General features: G+C 70.0%; 19 protein-coding genes and 2 tRNA genes. 14 read left to right on the forward strand and 7 right to left on the reverse strand.

Annotated features, from left to right (window positions below; genetic code table 11):
- Window positions 1-31 precede the first annotated feature (31 nt).
- Entirely contained in the window at window positions 32-694 is a 663-nt protein-coding gene (locus QSJ60_RS10500) for a response regulator transcription factor (RefSeq protein ID WP_189084854.1), read from the forward strand.
- A 76-nt stretch (window positions 695-770) separates the two neighbouring features.
- On the opposite strand, the gene QSJ60_RS10505 is transcribed toward QSJ60_RS10500, so the two are convergent.
- Window positions 771-1,256 (reverse strand): Dps family protein, encoded by a 486-nt coding sequence (locus QSJ60_RS10505; RefSeq protein ID WP_189084855.1) that lies wholly within the window; start codon window positions 1,254-1,256, stop codon window positions 771-773.
- A 201-nt stretch (window positions 1,257-1,457) separates the two neighbouring features.
- Between QSJ60_RS10505 and QSJ60_RS10510 the strand changes: the two genes are divergently transcribed.
- The 7 genes from QSJ60_RS10510 to clpX all read left to right on the forward strand — a co-directional run bounded on the left by QSJ60_RS10510 (window position 1,458) and on the right by clpX (window position 6,743).
- Window positions 1,458-1,528: transfer RNA gene (locus QSJ60_RS10510), tRNA-Gly, on the forward strand.
- 146 nt (window positions 1,529-1,674) lie between these two features.
- Window positions 1,675-1,749, forward strand: a tRNA-Pro gene (locus tag QSJ60_RS10515).
- Between the two features lie 49 nt (window positions 1,750-1,798).
- Window positions 1,799-3,247, forward strand: a complete 1,449-nt coding sequence (gene tig / locus QSJ60_RS10520; RefSeq protein WP_285463578.1) for a trigger factor — start codon at window positions 1,799-1,801, stop codon at window positions 3,245-3,247.
- 84 nt (window positions 3,248-3,331) lie between these two features.
- On the forward strand, window positions 3,332-3,829 hold the full coding sequence (locus tag QSJ60_RS10525) for a tetratricopeptide repeat protein (protein WP_230763307.1): 498 nt from the start codon (window positions 3,332-3,334) through the stop codon (window positions 3,827-3,829).
- Window positions 3,830-3,903: 74 nt separating this feature from the next.
- Entirely contained in the window at window positions 3,904-4,491 is a 588-nt protein-coding gene (locus tag QSJ60_RS10530; RefSeq protein ID WP_189084858.1) for an ATP-dependent Clp protease proteolytic subunit, read from the forward strand.
- Window positions 4,492-4,516: 25 nt separating this feature from the next.
- Window positions 4,517-5,194, forward strand: a complete 678-nt coding sequence (locus QSJ60_RS10535; RefSeq protein ID WP_189085153.1) for an ATP-dependent Clp protease proteolytic subunit — start codon at window positions 4,517-4,519, stop codon at window positions 5,192-5,194.
- A gap of 271 nt (window positions 5,195-5,465) precedes the next feature.
- Window positions 5,466-6,743: an ATP-dependent Clp protease ATP-binding subunit ClpX gene (clpX, locus tag QSJ60_RS10540; protein WP_189084859.1), complete on the forward strand. Its 1,278-nt coding sequence runs from the start codon at window positions 5,466-5,468 to the stop codon at window positions 6,741-6,743.
- A 91-nt stretch (window positions 6,744-6,834) separates the two neighbouring features.
- Here clpX and sepH read toward each other — a convergent pair whose 3' ends face one another.
- Window positions 6,835-7,935 carry a septation protein SepH gene (gene sepH, locus QSJ60_RS10545; protein ID WP_285463579.1) on the reverse strand — a complete coding sequence of 367 codons (1,101 nt, stop codon included), beginning with the start codon at window positions 7,933-7,935 and terminating at the stop codon, window positions 6,835-6,837.
- Between the two features lie 194 nt (window positions 7,936-8,129).
- Between sepH and QSJ60_RS10550 the strand changes: the two genes are divergently transcribed.
- On the forward strand, window positions 8,130-8,423 hold the full coding sequence (locus QSJ60_RS10550) for a DUF4193 domain-containing protein (protein ID WP_189084861.1): 294 nt from the start codon (window positions 8,130-8,132) through the stop codon (window positions 8,421-8,423).
- A gap of 15 nt (window positions 8,424-8,438) precedes the next feature.
- Here QSJ60_RS10550 and QSJ60_RS10555 read toward each other — a convergent pair whose 3' ends face one another.
- On the reverse strand, window positions 8,439-8,885 hold the full coding sequence (locus QSJ60_RS10555; protein WP_230763311.1) for a DUF3093 domain-containing protein: 447 nt from the start codon (window positions 8,883-8,885) through the stop codon (window positions 8,439-8,441).
- A gap of 38 nt (window positions 8,886-8,923) precedes the next feature.
- Here QSJ60_RS10555 and dut point away from each other — a divergent pair, with 38 nt between their 5' ends.
- The 5 genes from dut to dxs all read left to right on the forward strand — a co-directional run bounded on the left by dut (window position 8,924) and on the right by dxs (window position 15,884).
- On the forward strand, window positions 8,924-9,382 hold the full coding sequence (gene dut / locus QSJ60_RS10560; RefSeq protein WP_230763313.1) for a dUTP diphosphatase: 459 nt from the start codon (window positions 8,924-8,926) through the stop codon (window positions 9,380-9,382).
- A complete protein-coding gene (locus QSJ60_RS10565; protein ID WP_230763315.1) occupies window positions 9,379-10,002 on the forward strand; it encodes a DUF3710 domain-containing protein in 624 nt (207 codons plus the stop codon). Before dut ends, QSJ60_RS10565 begins: the two co-directional genes overlap by 4 nt.
- Window positions 10,002-10,847: a DUF3159 domain-containing protein gene (locus tag QSJ60_RS10570; RefSeq protein WP_285463580.1), complete on the forward strand. Its 846-nt coding sequence runs from the start codon at window positions 10,002-10,004 to the stop codon at window positions 10,845-10,847. The genes QSJ60_RS10565 and QSJ60_RS10570 overlap by 1 nt, the downstream gene beginning before the upstream one ends.
- A gap of 156 nt (window positions 10,848-11,003) precedes the next feature.
- On the forward strand, window positions 11,004-13,814 hold the full coding sequence (locus QSJ60_RS10575; protein ID WP_285463581.1) for an aconitate hydratase: 2,811 nt from the start codon (window positions 11,004-11,006) through the stop codon (window positions 13,812-13,814).
- A 123-nt stretch (window positions 13,815-13,937) separates the two neighbouring features.
- Window positions 13,938-15,884 carry a 1-deoxy-D-xylulose-5-phosphate synthase gene (gene dxs / locus QSJ60_RS10580; RefSeq protein WP_230763319.1) on the forward strand — a complete coding sequence of 649 codons (1,947 nt, stop codon included), beginning with the start codon at window positions 13,938-13,940 and terminating at the stop codon, window positions 15,882-15,884.
- A 71-nt stretch (window positions 15,885-15,955) separates the two neighbouring features.
- Here the strand turns inward: dxs and QSJ60_RS10585 are convergent, their stop codons facing one another.
- From QSJ60_RS10585 to QSJ60_RS10600, 4 genes are all read right to left on the reverse strand, one after another.
- Window positions 15,956-18,097: a 3-hydroxyacyl-CoA dehydrogenase NAD-binding domain-containing protein gene (locus tag QSJ60_RS10585; protein WP_285463582.1), complete on the reverse strand. Its 2,142-nt coding sequence runs from the start codon at window positions 18,095-18,097 to the stop codon at window positions 15,956-15,958.
- A gap of 5 nt (window positions 18,098-18,102) precedes the next feature.
- On the reverse strand, window positions 18,103-19,308 hold the full coding sequence (locus QSJ60_RS10590) for a thiolase family protein (protein ID WP_285463583.1): 1,206 nt from the start codon (window positions 19,306-19,308) through the stop codon (window positions 18,103-18,105).
- Window positions 19,309-19,385: 77 nt separating this feature from the next.
- Window positions 19,386-20,582: a ribonuclease D gene (locus QSJ60_RS10595; protein ID WP_189084869.1), complete on the reverse strand. Its 1,197-nt coding sequence runs from the start codon at window positions 20,580-20,582 to the stop codon at window positions 19,386-19,388.
- A complete protein-coding gene (locus tag QSJ60_RS10600) occupies window positions 20,575-21,159 on the reverse strand; it encodes a DUF3000 domain-containing protein (protein WP_189084870.1) in 585 nt (194 codons plus the stop codon). Before QSJ60_RS10600 ends, QSJ60_RS10595 begins: the two co-directional genes overlap by 8 nt.
- Window positions 21,160-21,233: the final 74 nt, after the last annotated feature.

Raw genomic sequence — 21,233 nt, forward strand, 5'->3', positions numbered from 1 at the left:
CGGGCCGGGCCGCGCCGCTAGGGTTGGGGGCATGCCAGACCCCGCCCGCGGCCAGCTCCGCGTCGTGCTCGCCGAGGACTCGGTGCTCCTGCGCGAAGGGCTCGTCCGGCTCTTCGACGAGGCCGGGTTCGAGACGGTCGGGTCCTACCCGGACGCCGAGCAGCTGCTCGCCTCGGTCGCCGAGGATCTGCCCGACGTCGCGGTGCTCGACGTGCGCATGCCCCCGAGCTTCCGCGACGAGGGCGTGCGCGCGGCGATCGAGCTGCGCCGCCGCTATCCGAGGCTCGGGGTGCTGCTGCTCAGCCAGTACGTCGAGGGCACCTACGCCCACGAGCTGCTGAGCTCCGGCGAGGGCGGCATGGGCTATCTGCTGAAGGACCGCGTCGCTTCGCTCGACGAGCTCGACGACGCCGTGCGCCGGGTCAGCGACGGCGGGACCGTGCTCGACCCGCAGGTCGTCCGCGAGCTGCTGAGCCGTCGTGCCGATCCGCTCGAGAGCCTCACGCCCCGTGAGCGCGAGGTGCTCGAGCTCATGGCCGAGGGGCGCACGAACGCGGGCATCGCCGCACAGCTGTTCATCGGCGTCGGCGCGGTCGAGAAGAACGTGACCTCGATCTTCCAGAAGCTCGGCCTCGAGGACTCCGGCACCGATCACCGCCGGGTGCTCGCCGTGCTCGCCTGGCTGCAGCGCTGATCCCCGGCCGGCGCCGGGCATGAGGAGGGGCCGGGATCCTCGCGGATCCCGGCCCCTCCGTCGTCGGTGCCGAGGCTCAGCTCACGCTGAGGTGCGCCGAGAGGAACCAGCGGTCCTTGTCGAGGCCCTGACGGATCGCGATCGCGATGTCCTGGCTCGACGGGTCGAGCGTCTCGAGGCCCTCGATCGCGGCGTTCACCTTCTCGGTCGCGACGTCGATCTGCGCGATCACGTCGGCGATGGTGTCCTCGGACGGCTTGAAGCCCGCCTTGGGGTTCGCGCCCGCGGTCTGCTTGGCGACGGTCGCGAGGCGGGCGTCGATCGGCAGGCCGAGTGCGATCACGCGCTCGGCGGCCTCGTCGGCCCAGCCCTGCGCGTGCTCCACGACGGTGTCGAGGAACTCGTGCACCGGCAGGAAGTTGATGCCGCGGACGTGCCAATGCGCCTGCTTGCCGTTCACGGCGAGCGTCACGAGCTCGTGCACGATCGGGGTGAAGAACTGGGCCACCCCGGAGGCGACCTCGGCGTTCGCGCCGGTCTTCGGAGCCATGGTGTCGGTCATCTGTTCCGCCTTCCCTTGGTCGTTGTCTGCTTCAACGCTACGCAGCTCGCGATCTATTTCAAGCAAGGGAAGGCAGGGCTTGCGAAGGGGAGGCGTACCTCACTACGGTCGGATGCCGCACTCGAACGAGCCGCGCACGCGCACCGTGCGCGGCGACCCCGCCGATGTGCACTACGATCGAACCGTGCCGTCAGGCGCATCGGGGATGTAGCTCAATGGTAGAGCCTCAGTCTTCCAAACTGATTACGCGGGTTCGATTCCCGTCATCCCCTCCGATTCAGCTCCGTCCGCGCTCGGCCGCGGCATCGCTCCAGGTGTCATGAGCAGCCCCGCGCCGTGCAGTAGACTTTCTCGGGTCATCCGCGTCCCGGCCTGCTTCGGCATGCCCTCGCGGGTGGCGACGAGTTGAGTAGCGACTCGGGGCGTAGCTCAGCTTGGCTAGAGCGCCCGCTTTGGGAGCGGGAGGTCGCAGGTTCGAATCCTGTCGCCCCGACGAGTCGCCTGGCTCGACACGAACTTCCACACAACAGGAGAACTTCCACATGCCGACCACTTCGGTTGAGAAGCTGAGCCCGACGCGCGCCAAGCTCACCATCACGGTGACGCCCGAGGAGCTGAAGCCCAGCATCGCCCACGCGTACGAGCACATCGCCGAGCAGATCAACGTGCCCGGGTTCCGCAAGGGCAAGGTGCCGCCGCCCATCATCGACCAGCGCGTCGGCAAGGCGGCCGTGCTCGAGCACGCCGTCAACGAGGGCCTCGACGGCTTCTACCGCGCCGCCGTCACCGAGCACGAGCTGCGCCCGCTCGGCCGCCCCGCGGCCGACATCGTGGAGTGGCCGAACGAGAAGGACTTCTCGGGCGACCTGCTGCTCTCGATCGAGGTCGACGTGCGCCCCGAGATCGAGCTGCCCGCCTACGACGGCCTCGAGCTCACCGTCGACTCGGTCGAGATCGACGAGAACGAGGTCACCGAGGAGCTCGACCGTCTGCGCAGCCGCTTCGGCACGCTGATCACGGTCGACCGTCCCGCGAAGACCGGCGACTTCGTGACGCTCGACCTCGTCGCCGAGATCGAGGGCGCCCAGGTCGACACCGCCAACGGCATCTCCTACGAGGTCGGCTCGGGCGAGCTCCTCGCGGGCATCGACGAGGCGCTCGACTCGCTCACCGCGGGTGAGACCACCACCTTCACCTCGAGCCTCCTGGGCGGCGAGCACGAGGGTGCCGAGGCCGAGATCACCGTCACCGTCACCGCCGTCAAGGAGCGCGAGCTCCCCGAGGCCGACGACGACTTCGCCCAGATCGCGAGCGAGTTCGACACCATCGCCGAGCTCACCGAGTCGCTCAAGGAGCAGGTCGGTCGCAACAAGACCTTCGGCCAGGGCACCCAGGCGCGCGACCTGCTCGTCGACAAGCTCATCGAGCTCGCCGACGTCCCGGTCGCCGACTCGGTCATCGAGGACGAGGTGCACCGCCACCTCGAGTCCGAGAACCGCCTCGAGGACGACGAGCACCGCGCCGAGGTCACCGAGGCGAGCACCAAGTCGTTCAAGTCGCAGATCATCCTCGACAAGATCGCCGAGGTCGAGAACGTCCAGGTCAGCCAGGACGAACTCACCCAGTACCTCGTGCAGGGCGCCGCCCAGTACGGCATGAACCCGCAGGAGTTCGTCCAGATCCTCAGCGAGCAGGGCCAGATCCCGGCGATGGTCGGCGAGGTCGCCCGCAACAAGGCGCTGGCGATCGCGCTCGGCAAGGCGAAGGTCACCGACGCCGACGGCAAGGCCGTCGACCTCAGCGAGTTCACCGCCGTCGGCGAGGCCGAGGCCGAGGCCGAGGTCGTCGCCGAGGCCGAGGAGATCGTCGAGGAGGCCGAAGAGGCCGAGAAGCCCGCGCCGAAGAAGCGCGCCACGAAGAAGGCGAGCGACGAGGCGGAGGGCGAGAAGCCCGCGCCGAAGAAGCGCGCCGCCAAGAAGTCGGACGCGTAAGCAGCTGATTCCGCGAGCGGGGGTCGGGCCGATGGCCCGGCCCCCGCTCGCATTCCGCCACGACGGCGAAGGGACGGACGCACGATGACCGCAGCGGACTGGCAGGACGCCGTCGACGCCGTCTGGGCGGATGCGGACGCCCTCGGCGACGCCGAGGTGATCCGGCGAATCGACGCGCTCGCGGCCGAGTTGCCCGACAGCGACCCTCGCGGCGCCTTCGAGGCGGCGGGAGCCCGCGATGCGGCGGGCTTGGAGGACGAGGCCGTCGCCGGCTACCGGCGGGCGCTCACCCTCGGGCTCGCGGGGAGGCCGCGGGTCGAGGCGCTGATCCAGCTCGCCTCGACGCTGCGGAACCTCGGCCGGCCGAGTGAGTCGCTCGCGCTGCTCGACGAGGCCTCGGTCGAGCCGCACGACCTCGGCGACGCGGTGACGGCGTTCCGGGCGCTTGCGCTCGTCGATCTCGGGCGCGAGCGGCGCGCGGCGGCCGAGCTCGTGGCCGCGCTCGTTCCGCACCTGCCGCAGTACCGCCGTTCGCTGGCCGCGTACGCCGCGGCCCTGGGCGGCGACGCGTCATCCGCCTAGGGCGAACAGCCCCGTTCCGCGCGGTTGCACCGGATAGATTCGATTCAACGCGACAACGAAACGGAGCGACATCCATGGCCGAACAGACCCCGCAGCCGGGTGTATTCGATCGACTGCTGAAGGACCGCATCATCTGGCTCGGTTCCGAGGTGCGCGACGACAACGCGAACGAGATCGCCGCGAAGCTCCTGCTGCTCGCCGCCGAGGACCCGAAGAAGGACATCTACCTCTACATCAACTCGCCGGGCGGTTCGATCACGGCGGGCATGGCGATCTACGACACGATGCAGTTCGTGCCGAACGACATCGTCACGGTGGGCATCGGCATGGCGGCCTCGATGGGGCAGCTGCTGCTGACCGCGGGCACCAAGGGCAAGCGCTACATCACCCCGAATGCGCGAGTGCTCCTGCACCAGCCGCACGGCGGCTTCGGCGGCACTGCGAGCGACATCCAGACCCAGGCCCAGCTCATCCTCGATATGAAGAAGCGCCTGGCGGAGATTACGGCGGCGCAGACCGGCAAGTCGGTCGAGCAGATCAACGCCGACGGCGACCGCGACCGCTGGTTCTCCGCGCAGGAGGCGCTCGAGTACGGCTTCGTCGACCACATCCGCGAGTCCGCGCTCGACGTCGCGGGCGGCGGCGGAACGAACCAGGCGTAACGAGAGAGAGAACGAGCGAATGACAATGCAAGCCTTCACCGGTCCTGCGAACGGCGGCACCGCCTTCTCCGGCGTGCAGGCGCCCGGCTCGCGCTACATCCTGCCGAGCTTCGAGGAGCGCACGGCCTACGGCTTCAAGCGCCAGGACCCGTACGCGAAGCTCTTCGAGGACCGCATCATCTTCCTCGGCGTGCAGGTCGACGACGCGTCGGCCGACGACATCATGGCGCAGCTGCTCGTCCTCGAGTCGATGGACCCCGAGCGCGACATCATGATGTACATCAACTCGCCGGGCGGCTCCTTCACCGCGATGACCGCGATCTACGACACGATGCAGTACATCCGTCCGCAGATCCAGACGGTCGTGCTCGGCCAGGCCGCCTCGGCGGCTGCGGTCATCGCCGCTGCCGGCACGCCCGGTCGTCGCCTCGCGCTCCCCAACGCCCGCATCCTCATCCACCAGCCCGCGATGGGCGAGGCGGGGCACGGGCAGGCCTCGGACATCGAGATCCAGGCGGCCGAGATCCTGCGCATGCGCACCTGGCTCGAGGAGACGCTCTCGAAGCACTCCAAGCGCAGCCAGGAGGAGGTCAACAAGGACATCGACCGCGACAAGATCCTCTCGGCCGAGGAGGCCCTGCAGTACGGTCTCATCGACCAGGTGCTGACCTCCCGCAAGACGCTGCCCGCGCTCACCAGCTGAGTCGGGGAACCCGGATGACGAACGGCGCGCTGGACGACCGGCGCGCCGTTCGCCGTCTCTTCGTCCGGCCGGATGGGGGTTGTGCCGCGTCGAGTGGGCGGAGCTCGAGATCGTGCAGCACGCCAGTTCGCTCCTCGGCGACCCCCGCCGGTATCTCCGGCACCTGATCGACTGAAGCGGATCGCCACGCCGTCGCCGATCCTGCGCCGCTCCGCCGCAACGACGCCGGCACGGGTTAGGCTCGGAGCAGACCGCTGAGAGGGAGGATGCGATGGCACGCATCGGAGAGAGCGCAGACCTGTTGAAGTGCTCGTTCTGCGGAAAGAGCCAGAAGCAGGTCCAGCAGCTCATCGCGGGCCCCGGCGTCTACATCTGCGACGAGTGCGTCGAGCTTTGCAACGAGATCATCGAGGAGCGTCTGGCCGAGGCCGGCGAGACCGAGGCCGGCGAGTTCGAGTTGCCGAAGCCGAAGGAGATCTTCTCCTTCCTCGAGGAGTACGTGATCGGGCAGGAGCCCGCGAAGCGCGCCCTCGCCGTCGCCGTCTACAACCACTACAAGCGCATCCGCGCGAAGACCACGCTGACCACCGCCGACCGCGCCCACGACGACGTGGAGATCGCCAAGTCGAACATCCTGCTCATCGGCCCGACCGGGTGCGGCAAGACCTACCTGGCCCAGACGCTCGCGAAGCAGCTGAATGTGCCGTTCGCCGTCGCCGACGCCACGGCCCTCACCGAGGCCGGCTACGTCGGCGAAGACGTCGAGAACATCCTGCTGAAGCTCATCCAGGCCGCCGACTACGACGTCAAGCGCGCCGAGACCGGCATCATCTACATCGACGAGGTCGACAAGATCGCGCGCAAGGCCGAGAACCCGTCGATCACCCGCGACGTCTCCGGCGAGGGCGTGCAGCAGGCGCTGCTGAAGATCCTCGAGGGCACGGTCGCCTCGGTGCCCCCGCAGGGCGGGCGCAAGCACCCGCACCAGGAGTTCATCCAGATCGACACGACGAACGTGCTGTTCATCGTCGCGGGTGCGTTCGCCGGGCTCGAGGACATCATCTCCTCGCGCGCGGGGAAGCGCGGCATCGGCTTCGGCGCACCGCTGCATTCGAAGCGCGAGGACGCGGAGCTCTTCAGCGAGGTGCTCCCGGAAGACCTGCACAAGTTCGGCCTCATCCCCGAGTTCATCGGCCGGCTTCCCGTCGTCGCGACCGTCACGCCGCTCGACCGCGAGGCGCTCATCGAGATCCTCACCGAGCCGAAGAACGCGCTCGTGAAGCAGTATCAGCGCATGTTCGAGCTCGACGGCGTCGCGCTCGACTTCGAGCAGGACGCGCTCGAGGCGATCGCCGACCTCGCCGTGCTCCGGCAGACCGGTGCCCGTGGACTCCGCGCGATCATGGAGGAGGTGCTCGGCCCGATCATGTTCGAGGTGCCGAGCTCCACGGGGGTCGCCCGGGTCGTCGTCACGAAGGCGGCGGTCATCGACAACGCGGCGCCCACGATCGTCCCGGCGAAGCAGCGCCGTCAGGAGAAGTCGGCCTGAGGCCGCTCGTCCTGGCGGCAGGGCGCTTCAGGACGCCGCGCCTGCGACGTCGGCGGCGACGGCGGCCACAGCGCGTTCGAGCAGCGTGAGATCAGGCGAGGTCGTCGTCCGGACGCGCGCCGAAGACGATCTCGTCCCAACTCGGCATGGACGCCCTGGAGCTCTTCTTCGCCGGGGTTGCGGCCCCACGCCCGCTGCTCTGCTGCTTGCCACCCCAGAGGCTGCGTGCGGCCTTGCCGGGCCGGTCCTCGCCGGGCTCGGCCTTCGTCTTCGGGCTCGACTCGGCGAGCGGTTCCGCGGGGAGCGGCAGCTCGGGCTGCTCGAGCAGCGGGGTCGCCTCGGCGGGCTTCGACGCCGCGGCCTCGCCGGCCGACTCGCGCTCGCCCCGGCGGCGGCGGAGCGCCTCCAGGAGGTCGGCCGTCTCGCCCATGACCGGAGCCGGCTCGTCGGCGCGCTTGATCGCGGCGCGGGTGACGGCCGGGCTCGACTGCGGCGTACTGCGGGCGTAGGGGAGCGGTTCGAGCTGCGGGGCGGTGTCAAACTCGCCGTGCTCCGGCTCCTCGAGCGTGAACGCGCCGCTGTCGAAGCGGGAGGCATCCCCGTCGACCGCGCGCAGGCGAGGGATCAGGCCGCCCTTGAGCTCGCCCTGCTGCGAAAGTGTGATCGCCTCGGAGTTGAGGGGCTGGAGCGCCTGCTTGCGCGGCTCGAAGCTCCAGCGGGCGTCATGGTCGATCTCGTCGACGGTGAACTCGAGCTTGACCATCCAGCCGCGCTCCTCGTCCTTCCAGCTCGCCCAGCGCTCACCGCTCGCGCCCAGGCGGGCGAGGCGGTCGCGGATGGCGGAGCCGAACGAAGCCGGCTCGTCGCCGTCGGGCTCGATCGCGGTCGCGACGGGCACGGCGAGGGCGGAGTTCACGATGTGCTCGCGCTCGGCGACCACGGGTCCTTCGAAACGGCGGATGTACTCGACCGCGGCTCCGGTGATCTCCGCGACGTCCTCGGCGGACAGCCCGGAGCGGATGTGTGCCTGGATCTCGCGGGGCGGGATCTTCGGCCCCTGGTGCTGCTCGGGCTGGGCCTGCCGGATGCGCGATTGCAGCACATCGTCCACCACGATCCGGAAGCGCGCGCCGTCCTCGGTCGCCACGAGGAGTGCGCCGTCCTCGACTCCGATCACCTTCAGTTCCTGCATCGCGAGAACCCTTCCGTGCGTGCGTTCCCGCCAAGGATGCCACGCGAACGGGCCGTGCTCCGGGAATACCCCGGGCGTGCCGGAAGTTGACCAGGCAGCGAGAGCCGAAGGGCTCTCGGGCGATGGTTTGCTTACGCCGATGATTTCATGCAGACTAACGCCGCCGAATCCTCGGCGTGAAGGAATGGATGGGAATGGCAACCGACTACGACGCCCCGCGGAAGACCGAAGACGACTCGGAGTCGATCGAGGCCCTCAAGGAACGCGTCCCCGACAAGATGTCGGGTGTGGTCGACGTCGAAGACGCCGACAACCCGGGTAGCTTCGACCTCGCCGGCGCCGACCTCTCGGACGTCGAGCTCGACGTCGTCGTGCTCCCGCCGCAGGCCGACGAGTTCACCTGTGTCAGCTGCTTCCTCGTGAAGCACCGCTCGCAGATCGACCACGAGACGAAGCTCGGGCCGATCTGCCTCGAGTGCGCCGCCTGAGCGACGCACCCGCACCTACTCCGGCCGTCGCGATCCGTTGATCGCGGCGGCCAGTTCTTTGGGCCGGCGGCTCGAGACGAGCCAGTACGGGGTGGGGTCGGCCGGGTCGACGATCGGGATGCGCACGACGGGCTGCACCCAACCCCGGATGACGAGGAACGCCCGCGCGTCGAGCCCGGTGCCCCGCTCCGCCCGCGCCGCGGCGTCCTCCGCTGCGACCGCCTCGCCGGTGTGCGCGAGGTCGATCTCGGCCCGCCCGGCGCGGAGTCGTCCGTCGCGCACCTCGACGGTCGGCGCCGTGAGGCTGAGAGCCCCGACCACGGCGAGGTAGAGCACGATCCCCGTGACGATGCCCGCCGGCATCGAGACCGGGGCGAGCACGAGGATGCTCGACGGGACGAGCAGCAGGCTCACGATGTAGATCCAGGGAGTGGGCCAGAGTTTCTCGCGGTACACGGGCATGTCTCTATCCCACCAGACTTCTGCACTACCCTCGAACGGTGAGCGATTCCGTCGACGTCCTGATCACGGCCGAGCGGGTCCCGAGCTACGCCCACCCGGGCGACGCCGGAGCCGACCTGCACGCCGCCGAGTCCATCGTCCTCGCCCCCGGTGAGCGCGCCACCGTCGGCACCGGGGTGTCCATCGCGCTGCCCGACGGCTACGTCGCCTTCGTGGTGCCGCGCTCCGGGCTCGCGTTCAAGCACGGCATCACCATCGTGAACGCGCCGGGCACCGTCGACGCCGGATACCGCGGCGAGATCAAGGTCGCGCTGCTGAACACCGACGCACGCGAGCCGTACGCCATCGAGGCGGGCGACCGCATCGCCCAGGTCGTCGTCATGCCGGTGAGCCGCGCGCGCTTCGTCGAGGTCGAGCGCCTGCCGGGCAGCGATCGCGGCGAGGGCGGGTTCGGATCGACGGGGTTCGGCGAGCAGAAGCAAGGAGCGAACGCGTGAGCGAGATCGAGAACGCCGGGAGCGCCGAGCGCCCCGTCGACCACCCCAAGTCGGCCCCCGAGGACCGTGAGACCGCCGGGCCGTTCGACGAGTCGGAGGCGAACCCCGTCCGCCCCTACGTCGACCTCGGCGGGGTCAAGGTGCTTCCTCGGGAGGGCCTGCACCTGCGCCTCGAGGTCGAGGAGGGCTCGAAGCGCGTCGTCGCGGTCGGCCTCGACTACGCGAACTCCACGCTGCAGGTGCAGCCGTTCGCGGCACCGCGCTCGAGCGGACTCTGGCACGAGATCCGGGAGCAGATCGCCGAGCAGATCGCGCGGCAGGGCGGCACCACGAGCGTCCGCGACGGGGCGTTCGGTCCCGAGCTGCTCGCGCAGATCCCGGTCGCGGCCGCCGACGGCGCCACCGGCCGGATGCGTCTCGCCCGCTTCGTCGGCGTCGACGGGCCGCGCTGGTTCCTCCGCGGCGTGATCGCGGGGGAGGCGGCGGTCGATCCCACTGCCGCGGCGCAGGTCGAAGACCTGTTCCGCTCGATCGTCGTCGTCCGCGGCACGACGCCGATGCCGCCGCGCGACCTGATCCCGCTGCGGATGCCGGCGACCGGCGCCCAGCCGCAGCAGTGATGTCGGGCGACGCCGAGCGGCGCGATGGCGCGCCGGCCGACGAGGCCTCCCTCGACGCGGCGCACCGTGCCGCCGGCTCCGACGGGGCGGACGGTTCCCGCTCGGCCGCGGAGCCGGGCGAGCGCTCCGAGCTCGCCGGGGAGTTCGGCCGTCAGCTGGCGGCGGCGGCGGAGCGCAGCGGGCTCGGTGCGCTCGCTCGCGACGAACGCCTGAGCGGGCGCGACCTGCTCACCGCGGTCGGCGGCGTCCGAGGCATCCTCGAGGCCCTGCTGCCCGGCCTCGTCTTCCTCGTCGTCTACAGCTCGCTGACGAGCTTCGCGCACCTCGAGACCCAGTCGGCGCTCATTCCGGCGCTCGCAGCGTCCGTCGGGCTCGCCGTCGTCTTCACGATCGCGCGGGTGGTGGTCAAAGGACAGCCGACGCAGGCGATCGCCGGCCTCGTCGGCGTGCTCGCCTCGGCCGGGCTCTCGCTCTGGACCGGGCGCGCCGAGGACAACTACGTGCTCGGCTTCTGGACGAACGGCGTCTACGCGACCGTGCTGCTCGTCTCGGTGCTCGTCCGCTGGCCGGTGATCGGGCTGATCGTCGGCTTCCTCATGAACGACGGCCTCGCCTGGCGGCAGGACCGCCGCAAGCTCCGCGCCGCGCAGTTCCTCACCCTCGTCTGGGTCGGGCTCTTCGTCGCCCGGCTCGCGGTGCAGCTGCCGTTCTACTTCGCGCAGAACGTCGAGGCGCTCGGGGCGACCCGACTGCTCATGGGGGTCCCGCTGTACGCCCTCGTGCTCGTCTTCACCTGGCTCGTCGTGCGCGCCGTGTACCCGGCGAAGGATGCCGCCGCCGAGTGATAGAGTTATCTCGACGTCGAGATAAATAGCTCGAACCCGCGGGGCGGGGCGGCGCTGGGGCCATTAGGTTACCCTTGCTGGATCGGCCCCCTGTCTGACGAGCAAGATGAAGTGCCGCGATGCGTTCGCGGCAGGCTTCGCGAAGGAGAGGACATCGTGTCTGCAGTGAACAGTTTCGGGGCGAAGGACACGCTCCGCGTCGGCGACGAATCCTACGAGATCTTCCGCATCGACACCGTGCCCGGGTACGAGAAGCTCCCCTTCAGCCTGAAGGTGCTGCTCGAGAACCTGCTGCGCACCGAGGACGGCGCGAATGTCACGAAGGAGCAGATCGAGGCGCTGGGCTCGTGGGTTCCCACGGCCGAACCCGACACCGAGATCCAGTTCACGCCCGCGCGCGTGGTCATGCAGGACTTCACCGGTGTGCCCTGCATCGTCGACCTCGCCACGATGCGCGAGGCCGTCGTCGCCCTCGGTGGCGACCCCAACAAGATCAACCCGCTCTCGCCCGCCGAGATGGTCATCGACCACTCGGTCATCGCCGATCTGTTCGGCACTGAGAACGCCCTCGAGCGCAACGTCGAGATCGAGTACGAGCGCAACGGCGAGCGGTACCAGTTCCTGCGCTGGGGCCAGACGGCCTTCGACGACTTCAAGGTCGTGCCGCCGGGCACCGGCATCGTGCACCAGGTGAACATCGAGCACCTCGCGAAGGTCATCTACGACCGCTCGGTCGACGGCGTCGTCCGCGCCTACCCCGACACCTGCGTCGGCACCGACTCGCACACCACGATGGTCAACGGCCTCGGCGTGCTCGGCTGGGGCGTCGGCGGCATCGAGGCCGAGGCGGCCATGCTCGGCCAGCCCGTCTCGATGCTCATCCCCAAGGTCGTCGGCTTCAAGCTCTCGGGCTCGATCCCGACCGGCGTGACCGCGACCGACGTCGTGCTCACCATCACCGACATGCTCCGCAAGCACGGCGTCGTCGGCAAGTTCGTCGAGTTCTACGGCTCGGGCGTCGCCTCGGTGCCGCTCGCGAACCGCGCGACCATCGGCAACATGAGCCCCGAGTTCGGTTCGACCGCCGCGATGTTCCCCATCGACGACGTCACGGTCGACTACCTGCGCCTGACCGGGCGCAGCGAGCAGCAGCTCGCCCTCGTCGAGGCCTACGCCAAGGAGCAGAAGCTCTGGCACGACGCCGAGAACGAGCCGGTGTTCTCCGAGTACCTCGAGCTCGACCTCTCCACGGTCGTGCCGTCGATCGCCGGCCCGAAGCGCCCGCAGGACCGCATCATCCTCTCGACCGCCAAGGAGCAGTTCGAGAAGGACCTGACGAACTACGCCGAGGTCGACCACGACCTCGTCGACCTCGAGATCGCCGAGTCGTTCCCCGCGTCCGACCCGCCCGCGAACTCGCCGGAAGACGAGTACAGCCAGCACGTGCACCACCACAAGAGCCACGCGCCGACCTCGATCTCGAAGCCGACGCAGGTCGTCGAGGCCGACGGCACCGAGTACACGCTCGACCACGGCGCCGTCACGATCGCGGCGATCACCTCGTGCACGAACACCTCGAACCCTTCGGTCATGCTCGCGGCGGGCCTGCTGGCCCGCAACGCCGTGAAGAAGGGCCTGAAGGCCAAGCCGTGGGTGAAGACCACGCTCGCGCCGGGCTCGAAGGTCGTCACCGACTACTACGAGAAGGCCGGCCTCACGCAGGACCTCGAAGACCTCGGCTTCTACACCGTCGGCTACGGCTGCACCACCTGCATCGGCAACTCGGGCCCGCTCATCGAAGAGGTCTCGGCCGCCATCCAGCAGAACGACCTCGCGGTGACCGCGGTGCTCTCGGGCAACCGCAACTTCGAGGGCCGCATCAACCCCGACGTGAAGATGAACTACCTCGCGTCGCCCCCGCTCGTCATCGCCTACTCGCTCGCCGGCTCGATGAACTTCGACTTCGAGACCGATGCGCTCGGCACCGACCCCGAGGGCAACGACGTCTTCCTGCGCGACATCTGGCCCGACGCGGCCGAGGTGCAGGCCACGATCGACTCGTCGATCAGCGAGGACATGTTCACCACGCAGTACGCGAGCGTCTTCGAGGGCGACGAGCGGTGGCGCACGCTGCCGACGCCGACCGGTTCGACGTTCGAGTGGGACGAGAAGTCGACCTACGTGCGGAAGCCCCCGTACTTCGAGGGCATGACCATGCAGCCCTCGCCGGTGTCCGACATCTCGGGCGCCCGCGTGCTCGCGAAGCTCGGCGACTCGGTCACGACCGACCACATCTCGCCCGCCGGCTCGATCAAGGCCGACAGCCCCGCCGGCCACTACCTGACCGAGCACGGCGTCGAGCGCAAGGACTTCAACTCCTACGGCTCGCGCCGCGGCAACCACGAGGTGATGATCCGCGGCACCTTCGCGAACATCCGACTGCGCAACCAGCTCCTCGACGGCGTCGAGGGCGGCTACACGCGCGACTTCACGAAGGCCGACGCGCCGCAGTCGTTCATCTACGACGCCTCGCAGAACTACCAGGCGCAGGGCACCCCGCTCGTCATCTTCGGCGGCAAGGAGTACGGTTCCGGCTCCTCGCGCGACTGGGCGGCGAAGGGCACGAGCCTGCTCGGCGTGAAGGCGGTCATCACCGAGAGCTTCGAGCGCATCCACCGCTCGAACCTCATCGGCATGGGCGTCGTCCCGCTGCAGTTCCCGGTGGGGGAGTCCGCCGACTCGCTCGGGATCGACGGCACCGAGATCGTCTCGATCTCGGGCCTCGAGCAGCTGAACGAGGGCACGACCCCGAAGACGGTGCACGTCGTCGCCGAGCCGAGCGAGCACTCGCCGGCCGGCAAGCAGACGATCGAGTTCGACGCGGTCGTCCGCATCGACACGCCCGGTGAGGCCGACTACTACCGCAACGGCGGCATCCTGCAGTACGTGCTGCGCTCGCTCGTCTGACACAGACGGCGACTCGGCGAGGCCGGGCGTTCCATTCAGGGAGCGCCCGGCCTCGGCCGTTCCGGTCGCGTAGAATCGACGGATGCCGCACCCCATTTCGCGGCGCACGGAAAGGCGGCGCAGATGACCCTGCTGGAGACGATCAGAGGTCCTCGCGACCTCGACGGTCTCACGAGGGAGCAGCTGGACCAGCTCGCGGTGGAGGTGCGCGAGCATCTCGTCGCGAACGTGGCGAAGACGGGCGGACACCTCGGCCCGAACCTCGGCGTGGTCGAGCTGACCATCGCGATCCACCGGGTGTTCTCGTCCCCGCAGGACGCCATCGTCTTCGACACCGGGCACCAGTCGTACGTGCACAAGCTGCTCACCGGGCGCCAGGACTTCTCGACCCTGCGCCAGAACGGCGGGCTCGCCGGCTATCCGCAGCGCAGCGAGTCCGAGCACGACATCGTCGAGTCCTCGCACGCGTCCAGCTCGCTGTCCTGGGCCGACGGCATCTCGAAGGCCTTCGAGATGACCGGGCAGCACGATCGTCATGTCGTGGCCGTCGTCGGCGACGGGGCGCTCACGGGCGGCATGACGTGGGAGGCCCTCAACAACATCTCCGACGACAACACCCGCAAGCTCATCGTCGTCGTCAACGACAACGGCCGCTCGTACGCACCGACCATCGGCGGCATGGCCCGCTTCCTGAACTCCGTGCGCACGAAGCGCACCTACCGCAATCTGCACCTCTCGAGCCGCGAGGCCTTCGAACGACTCGGCGGGCCCGCGAAGGCGTTCTACCGCGGGGTGCGCGGTGGCCTGCACGGCTTCCTCTCGCGCTTCACCGACAATGAGGCGCTCTACTCGAACCTCGACATCAAGTACGTCGGTCCGGTCGACGGGCACGACGAGCACGCCATGGAAGACGCCCTCCGGCAGGCGAAGAACTACGGCGCCCCGGTCATCGTGCACGCGATCACCGAGAAGGGTCGCGGCTACGAGCCCGCCCGCAACGACGTGGCCGACCAGTTCCACGCCGTCGGGCAGATCGACCCGGAGTCGGGCGAGCCGCTCGACACGAGCGGTGCGAAGAGCTGGACGAGCGTGTTCGCCGACGAGCTCGTGCAGCTCGCCGAGCAGAACGAGCGGCTCGTCGGCATCACCGCGGCCATGTTGCGCCCCACCGGTCTGCACCGCATGGCCGAGCGCTTCCCGTCCCGTGTCTTCGACGTCGGCATCGCCGAGCAGCACGCGGTCACGAGTGCGGCCGGGCTCGCCTTCGGCGGGCTCCATCCCGTGGTCGCCGTCTACGCGACCTTCATGAACCGCGCCTTCGACCAGTTGCTGATGGACGTCGCGCTGCACAAGGCGGGGGTCACCTTCGTGCTCGACCGCGCCGGAGTCACCGGGCCCGACGGGCCGAGCCACCACGGCGTCTGGGACCTCTCGATCCTGCAGGTCGTCCCCGGCATCCGGATCGCCGCCCCGCGCGACTCCATCCGGCTCGCCGAGGAGCTCGGCGAGGCGGTGCGCGTCGAGGACGCGCCCACGGTGCTCCGCTTCCCGAAGGGCTCCGTCGGCACCGAGTACCACGCGGTCCGGCGGACGGCCGACGGCGTCGACGTGCTCGTCGAGTCGGAGCGCCGCGACGTGCTCATCGTGACCGTCGGCCCGATGGCGGGCATCGGCCTCGACGTGGCGCAGCGGCTCGAGGCGCACGGCATCGGCGCGACCGTGATCGATCCGCGCTGGGTGGTCCCGGTGCCCGAGAGCGTCGTGCGCCTGGCCGCCGACTATCGCCTCGTGGTCTCGCTGGAGGACGGCGTGCGCGTCGGCGGCGTGGGCACCCGCATCCGGCAGGATCTCCGCGAGGCCGGCGTCGACACCGCCGTGACCGAACTGGGCCTGCCCGATGAGTTCCTCGACCACGGCTCGCGTGCCGAGATCCTCGAGCGCGTGGGGCTCACTCCGCAGCACATCGCTCACGACGTCACCGCGATGGTGCTCGGCACGAAGCTGCCGCACGCCCGCGGCGTCTCCGGCGACACCGGCGCCCAGCCGGTCGTCGCCCGCGCGGCCGACTGAGGGCGCCGGCACGCCGGAACGAGAACGGCCCGCGACGATCTCGTCGCGGGCCGTTCCGGTGTCTGCTCGGCTCAGTCGCCGACGCCGCGCACCGGCGGGTGGTGGAACGTGTCTCCGAAGACCCGCTCCGACGCGCCCACGCGGTCGAGGTACGGCGTCGCGCCGCCGGCCTGGAACGGCCAGCCGGCGCCGAGGATGAGGCAGAGGTCGATGTCCTCCGCCGCGGCGACGACCTGCTCCTCGAGCATGAGGTGGATCTCGCCGGCGAGCTCGTCCTCGACGCGGCGGAGGATCGTCGCGGCATCCACCGGGCTCTTGCCCACCGTGATCGCCTTCTTCGCCTCCTTGCTGAGGTCGACGACCTTGCCGTGCTTGTCCTTCTCGACGACGGGCGCACCGAGCTTCGAGAGCGCGTGCATGTTCTCGGAGGCGTAGAAGCGCTCGGGGAACTCCCGCACCATCGTGTCCTGCACGTGCGCCGCGACCGCCCAGCCGACGAGGTCGATCAGCTCGAACGGGCCCATCGGGAGGCCGATGGGCGCGAGCGCCTTCTCGACGACCGGCACCGGGGTGCCCTCGTCGACGGCGCGCGCCGCCTCGCCCATCACCTTGGCGAGCAGCCGGTTCACGACGAAGCCCGGGGCGTCGGCGGTGAGCACCGCGCTCTTCTTGAGCTTCGCAGCGGTCGCGAACGCGGTCGCGAGCGTCGCGTCGTCGGTCTTCGGCGTCTTCACGATCTCGATCAGCGGCATCACCGCGACCGGGTTGAAGAAGTGGAAGCCGACGAGGCGCTCGGGGTGCGCGAGCTTCGCGCCGATCTCCTCGACGGAGAGCGAGGAGGTGTTCGTCGCGATGATCGCCGTCTCGGCGAGGTGCGGCTCGACCTCGGCGAACACCTGCTGCTTCACCGCCAGGTCTTCGAACACGGCCTCGATGACCCAGTCGCAGTCGGCGAAGTCGGCCTTGTCGGTCGTGCCGCTGACGAGCGCGCGGAGCCGGTTCGCCTCGTCAGCGTCGATGCGGCCCTTCTGCTCGAGCGCACCGATCTCGTCGCGGATGTAGCCGAGTCCCTTGTCGACACGGGCCTGGTCGAGGTCGGTGATGACGACCGGCACCTGCAGACGGCGCACGAACAGGAGCGCGAACTGGCTCGCCATGAGCCCGGCGCCGATGATGCCGACCTTCGTCACCTTGCGGGCGAGCTCGCGGTCGGGTGCGCCCGCCGGGCGCTTGGCCCGCTTCTGCACGAGGTTGAACGCGTAGATCGAGGCGCGGAACTGGTCGCCTGCGATGAGGTCCGCGAGCACCTCGTCCTCACGCGCGAAGCCCTCGGCCTTGCTGCCGCTCTTGGCGGCCTTCAGCAGTTCCAGCGCCGCATAGGGCGACTTCGCGACCGAGCCGATGCGGGCTTCGAGCGTCTTGCGCGCGATGCCGATCGCGACGTCCCACTTGGCGAGCCGCTCGAGCTTGCCCGGCGTGTTCGGCCGCTTCGCCTGCACGCGCCCGCCGAGGACGCCGTCGGCCCACTTCAGAGACTCCTCGAGGAAGTTCACCGGCGCGAACATCGCGTCGGCGATGCCGAGCTCGAGGGCGTCCTTCGCCTTCAGCATGCGGTTGTTCTTGAGTGGGTTCTCGACGACGACCTTGAGCGCGTTCTCGATACCGATCAGGTTCGGCAGCAGGTACGCGCCGCCCCAGCCGGGGATGATGCCCAGGAACACCTCGGGCAGGGCGATGCCGGGCGCCGAGGAGTCCACCGTGCGGTAGTCGGAGTTCAGCGCGATCTCGAGCCCGCCGCCGAGGGCGAGGCCGTTGATGAAGCAGAACGAGGGCACGCCCAGCTCGCCGAGCTTGCCGAGCACGAAGTGGCCGAGCTGACCCATCTTGAGCGCCACCTCGCGGCTCGGGATCTCGCCGACCTTCGAGAGGTCGGCGCCGGCGGCGAGGAAGTACGGCTTGCCGGTGATGGCGACGGCGTCGATCTCGCCCGCCGCGGCGCGCGCCTGCAGCTCGACGAGCCGCTCGTCGAGCTCGAGCAGCGTGACCGGACCGAGCGTCGTGGGTCGGGTGTGGTCTCGCCCGTTGTCGAGCGTGATGAGCGCCAGGGTCTTGCCGGACGGCAACCGGACGTCGCGCACGTACGAGTGCGTGACGACCTCGTCGGCCGACATGGCGGCGAGCTCGGAGAAGTCGATCTTCGAGTAGTCGGTCATGTCGCTCAACGACCCTTTCCGTAGCGCTTGTGGTGCGGGTTCTCCCAGATGACGGTGCCGCCCTGGCCGAGGCCGACGCACATCGCGGTCACGCCGTAGCGCACGTCGGGGCGCTGCTCGAACTGGCGGGCGAGCTGCGTCATCAGGCGGACGCCGGAGGCGGCCAGCGGGTGGCCGACGGCGATCGCACCGCCCCAGGGGTTCACCCGCTCGTCGTCGTCGGCGATGCCGAAGTGATCGAGGAAGCTCAACACCTGCACGGCGAACGCCTCGTTCAGCTCGAACAGCCCGATGTCGGAGATGTCGAGGCCGGCGCGCTTCAGCGCCTTCTCGGTCGACGGGATCGGGCCGATGCCCATGACCTCGGGCTCGACGCCGGCGAAGGCGAAGCTGACCATGCGCATCTTCGTCGAGAGGCCGAACTCCTTCGCCGCGTCGGAGCTCGCGAGGATCGCGGCGGTGGCGCCGTCGGTGAGGGGTGAGGCGTTGCCCGCGGTGACCCGGCCGTGCGGGCGGAACGGCGTCTTCAGCGTCGCGAGGCCCTCCATGGTCGTCTCGGGGCGGCGGCCCTCGTCCTCCGTCGCGAGGCCCCAGCCCGACTCGGTGCGCAGGGCGACCGGCACGAGGTCGGGCTGGATGTGACCGGCGTCGTAGGCGGCTTGCACCTTCTGCTGGCTCAGCATGCCGAAGCGGTCGGCGCGCTCCTTGGTGAGCTCGGGGAAGCGGTCGTGGAGCCGCTCGGCGGTGTTGCCCATGTTGAGCGCGTCGGCGGCGACGAGCTTCTCGGCGAGGAACCGCGGGTTCGGGTCGGCGTCGAGGCCCATCGGGTGCCGTCCCATGTGCTCGACCCCGCCGGCGATGACGACGTCGTACTGGCCGAAGCCGATGCCGGACCCGGTGGTGGTGACGGCGGTCATCGCGCCGGCGCACATGCGGTCGATCGCGAAGCCCGGCACACTCATCGGCAGCCCCGCGAGGATCGCGGCGGTGCGACCGAGGGTCAGGCCCTGGTCGCCCTGCTGGGTGGTCGCGGCGATCGCCACGTCGTCCACCCGCGCCGGGGGTAGGGAGGGGTTGCGTTCGAGGAGCCCCGTGATGGTCTTGACCGCGAGGTCGTCGGCCCGGGTGTTCCAGTACATGCCCTTTTCACCGGCTCGTCCGAACGGGGTCCGGACCCCGTCGACGAACACGACATCAGCTCGTTCAGCCACGCTGCAGCTCCCTTTCGGATCAGGATGACTCGATCCTACGAAGCCGGCATCACGGCGACGGAATCGCTTGACGGAACCTACGAAGCGCTGTCCTCGGCGTCCAGAATGCTTTGTGCGGCCTCGCTAAAGGCCTCCGCGATTCTCTGTGCGGTGGCTTCAAGCTGCCACGGCCTGGCGCCGTGCTCGGCGAGCGCCGCCGAGATGGCCGCGGCATCGCGCTCGACGGGCGGGTGCCAGGCGACCCGGCGCAGCGTGTCCGGGGTCAGCAGGTTCTCGACCGGCATCCCGTACTCCTCGGCGATCTCGGCCACCGCCTCCTTGGCGAGACGGAGCCGTGCGTCGGCCTCGGGATTCCGCGCGGCCCACGCGCGCGGGGGCGGCGGGGCGTCGCTCGGCACGCGAGCGGCCGGCAGATCGTTCGTCTGGATGGCGGCCTCGACCGCCTTCCACCAGCGATCGAGCTCGCTGCGGCTCGCGCGCCCGTTGAAGTCCTTCATGTCGGCGAGCGCACGCCGGCTCCTCGGCATCGCCTTCGCGACCGTGAGGATCGAGGAGTCGGGGACGAGTCGACCGGGGGCGACGTCGCGCTCGACCGCGAGCTCGTCGCGGGCGAGCCAGAGCGAACGGGCGACGGCGAGGTTGCGGGGCGAGCGGAGCGCGTGGATGCCCGAGAGTCGGCGCCATGGCTCGTTCGTGGCGGGCTTGGGCTCACGATGCAGCACGGCGTCGAACTCCTGCGCGGCCAACTCGGCCTTGCCGGCGGCCACGAGCTCCTCGGCGAGGCGGTCGCGCACGTCGACGAGCAGCTCCACGTCCAGCGCCGCGTAGGTGAGCCAGGGCTGGGGGAGCGGCCGGGTGGACCAGTCCGCCGCCGAGTGCTCCTTGGCGAGGGTGACGCCGAGGAGTTCCTCGACGACGGCGGCGAGGCCGACGCGCTGCATGCCGAGGAGACGCGCGGCGAGCTCTGTGTCGAAGATGCGATCGGGATCGAGCCCGACCTCGCGCAGGCAGGCGAGGTCCTGGCTGGCGGCGTGCAGCACCCACTCGTCGTGGTGCACGAGTTCCTGCAGCCGATCGAACTCGCCGAGCGCGGGCGGGTCGAAGAGGAAGGTACCGGAGCCTCGACGGAACAACTGGATCAAGTACGCGCGCTGCGAGTAGCGGAATCCGCTCGCCCGCTCGGCGTCGACCGCGATGGGGCCGTCGCCGTCGGCGATCCGGTCGACCGCGGCCGCGAACGCTTCCGGCGTGTCGATCACCCGGTAGTCAGTCACGGTTCCTCCGTCTGAGTAGGGTCGTCACCCCTTCGGAACGGGGTGGGAGCCCGGCAAGCATGCACAGCAACTCGCCCCAGCCTTCCACATGCGCGTCGATCCGGGGGTCGAGCGGGGTCCACGAGGCACGCAGCTCGATCTGCGCGCCGTCGCCCTGCTGGGCGAGCTCGCCGAAGCCGGTGGAGAGGATCTTCGTGGCCGTTCCCGAAGCCGCCACGTAGCTCGCGCCCCTCGCGTCGAGGGCGTCGACGAGCCAGGACCAGGCCACGTCGGCGAGGAACGGGTCGAGGCCGATATCGGTCTCGAGCGGCGCCTGCGCGAAGCAGACGATGCGGAACCGTCCGCCCCACTGCTCCGGCTCGCTCGGGTCGTACAGCAGCACGAAGCGGCCGGTGCCGAGCTCGGAGTCGGCGTGCCGGCTCGGCAGCACGTCCGCGGAGAGCGCGGTGGCGTAGGGGGCGAGGGCCGCGGGCGCGGGGATCTCGGACACGCGGAGCTCGCTTCGGGGCGAGGCCGCTCGGATGGATTCGAGCGCGACCTCGAACTCGTGGGGCGGTCGCGTCGCTGAGTCGGGCACGAGTGCAGACTAGAGTCTGCGTCGAGGCGGATGTCGGCGGCACGCCGGTCCGACCGGCACCACCTCGACGGGTT

This window comes from Agromyces sp. NBRC 114283, assembly GCF_030268405.1.
In the GTDB taxonomy this organism is placed as follows: Bacteria; Actinomycetota; Actinomycetes; order Actinomycetales; family Microbacteriaceae; genus Agromyces; species Agromyces mediolanus.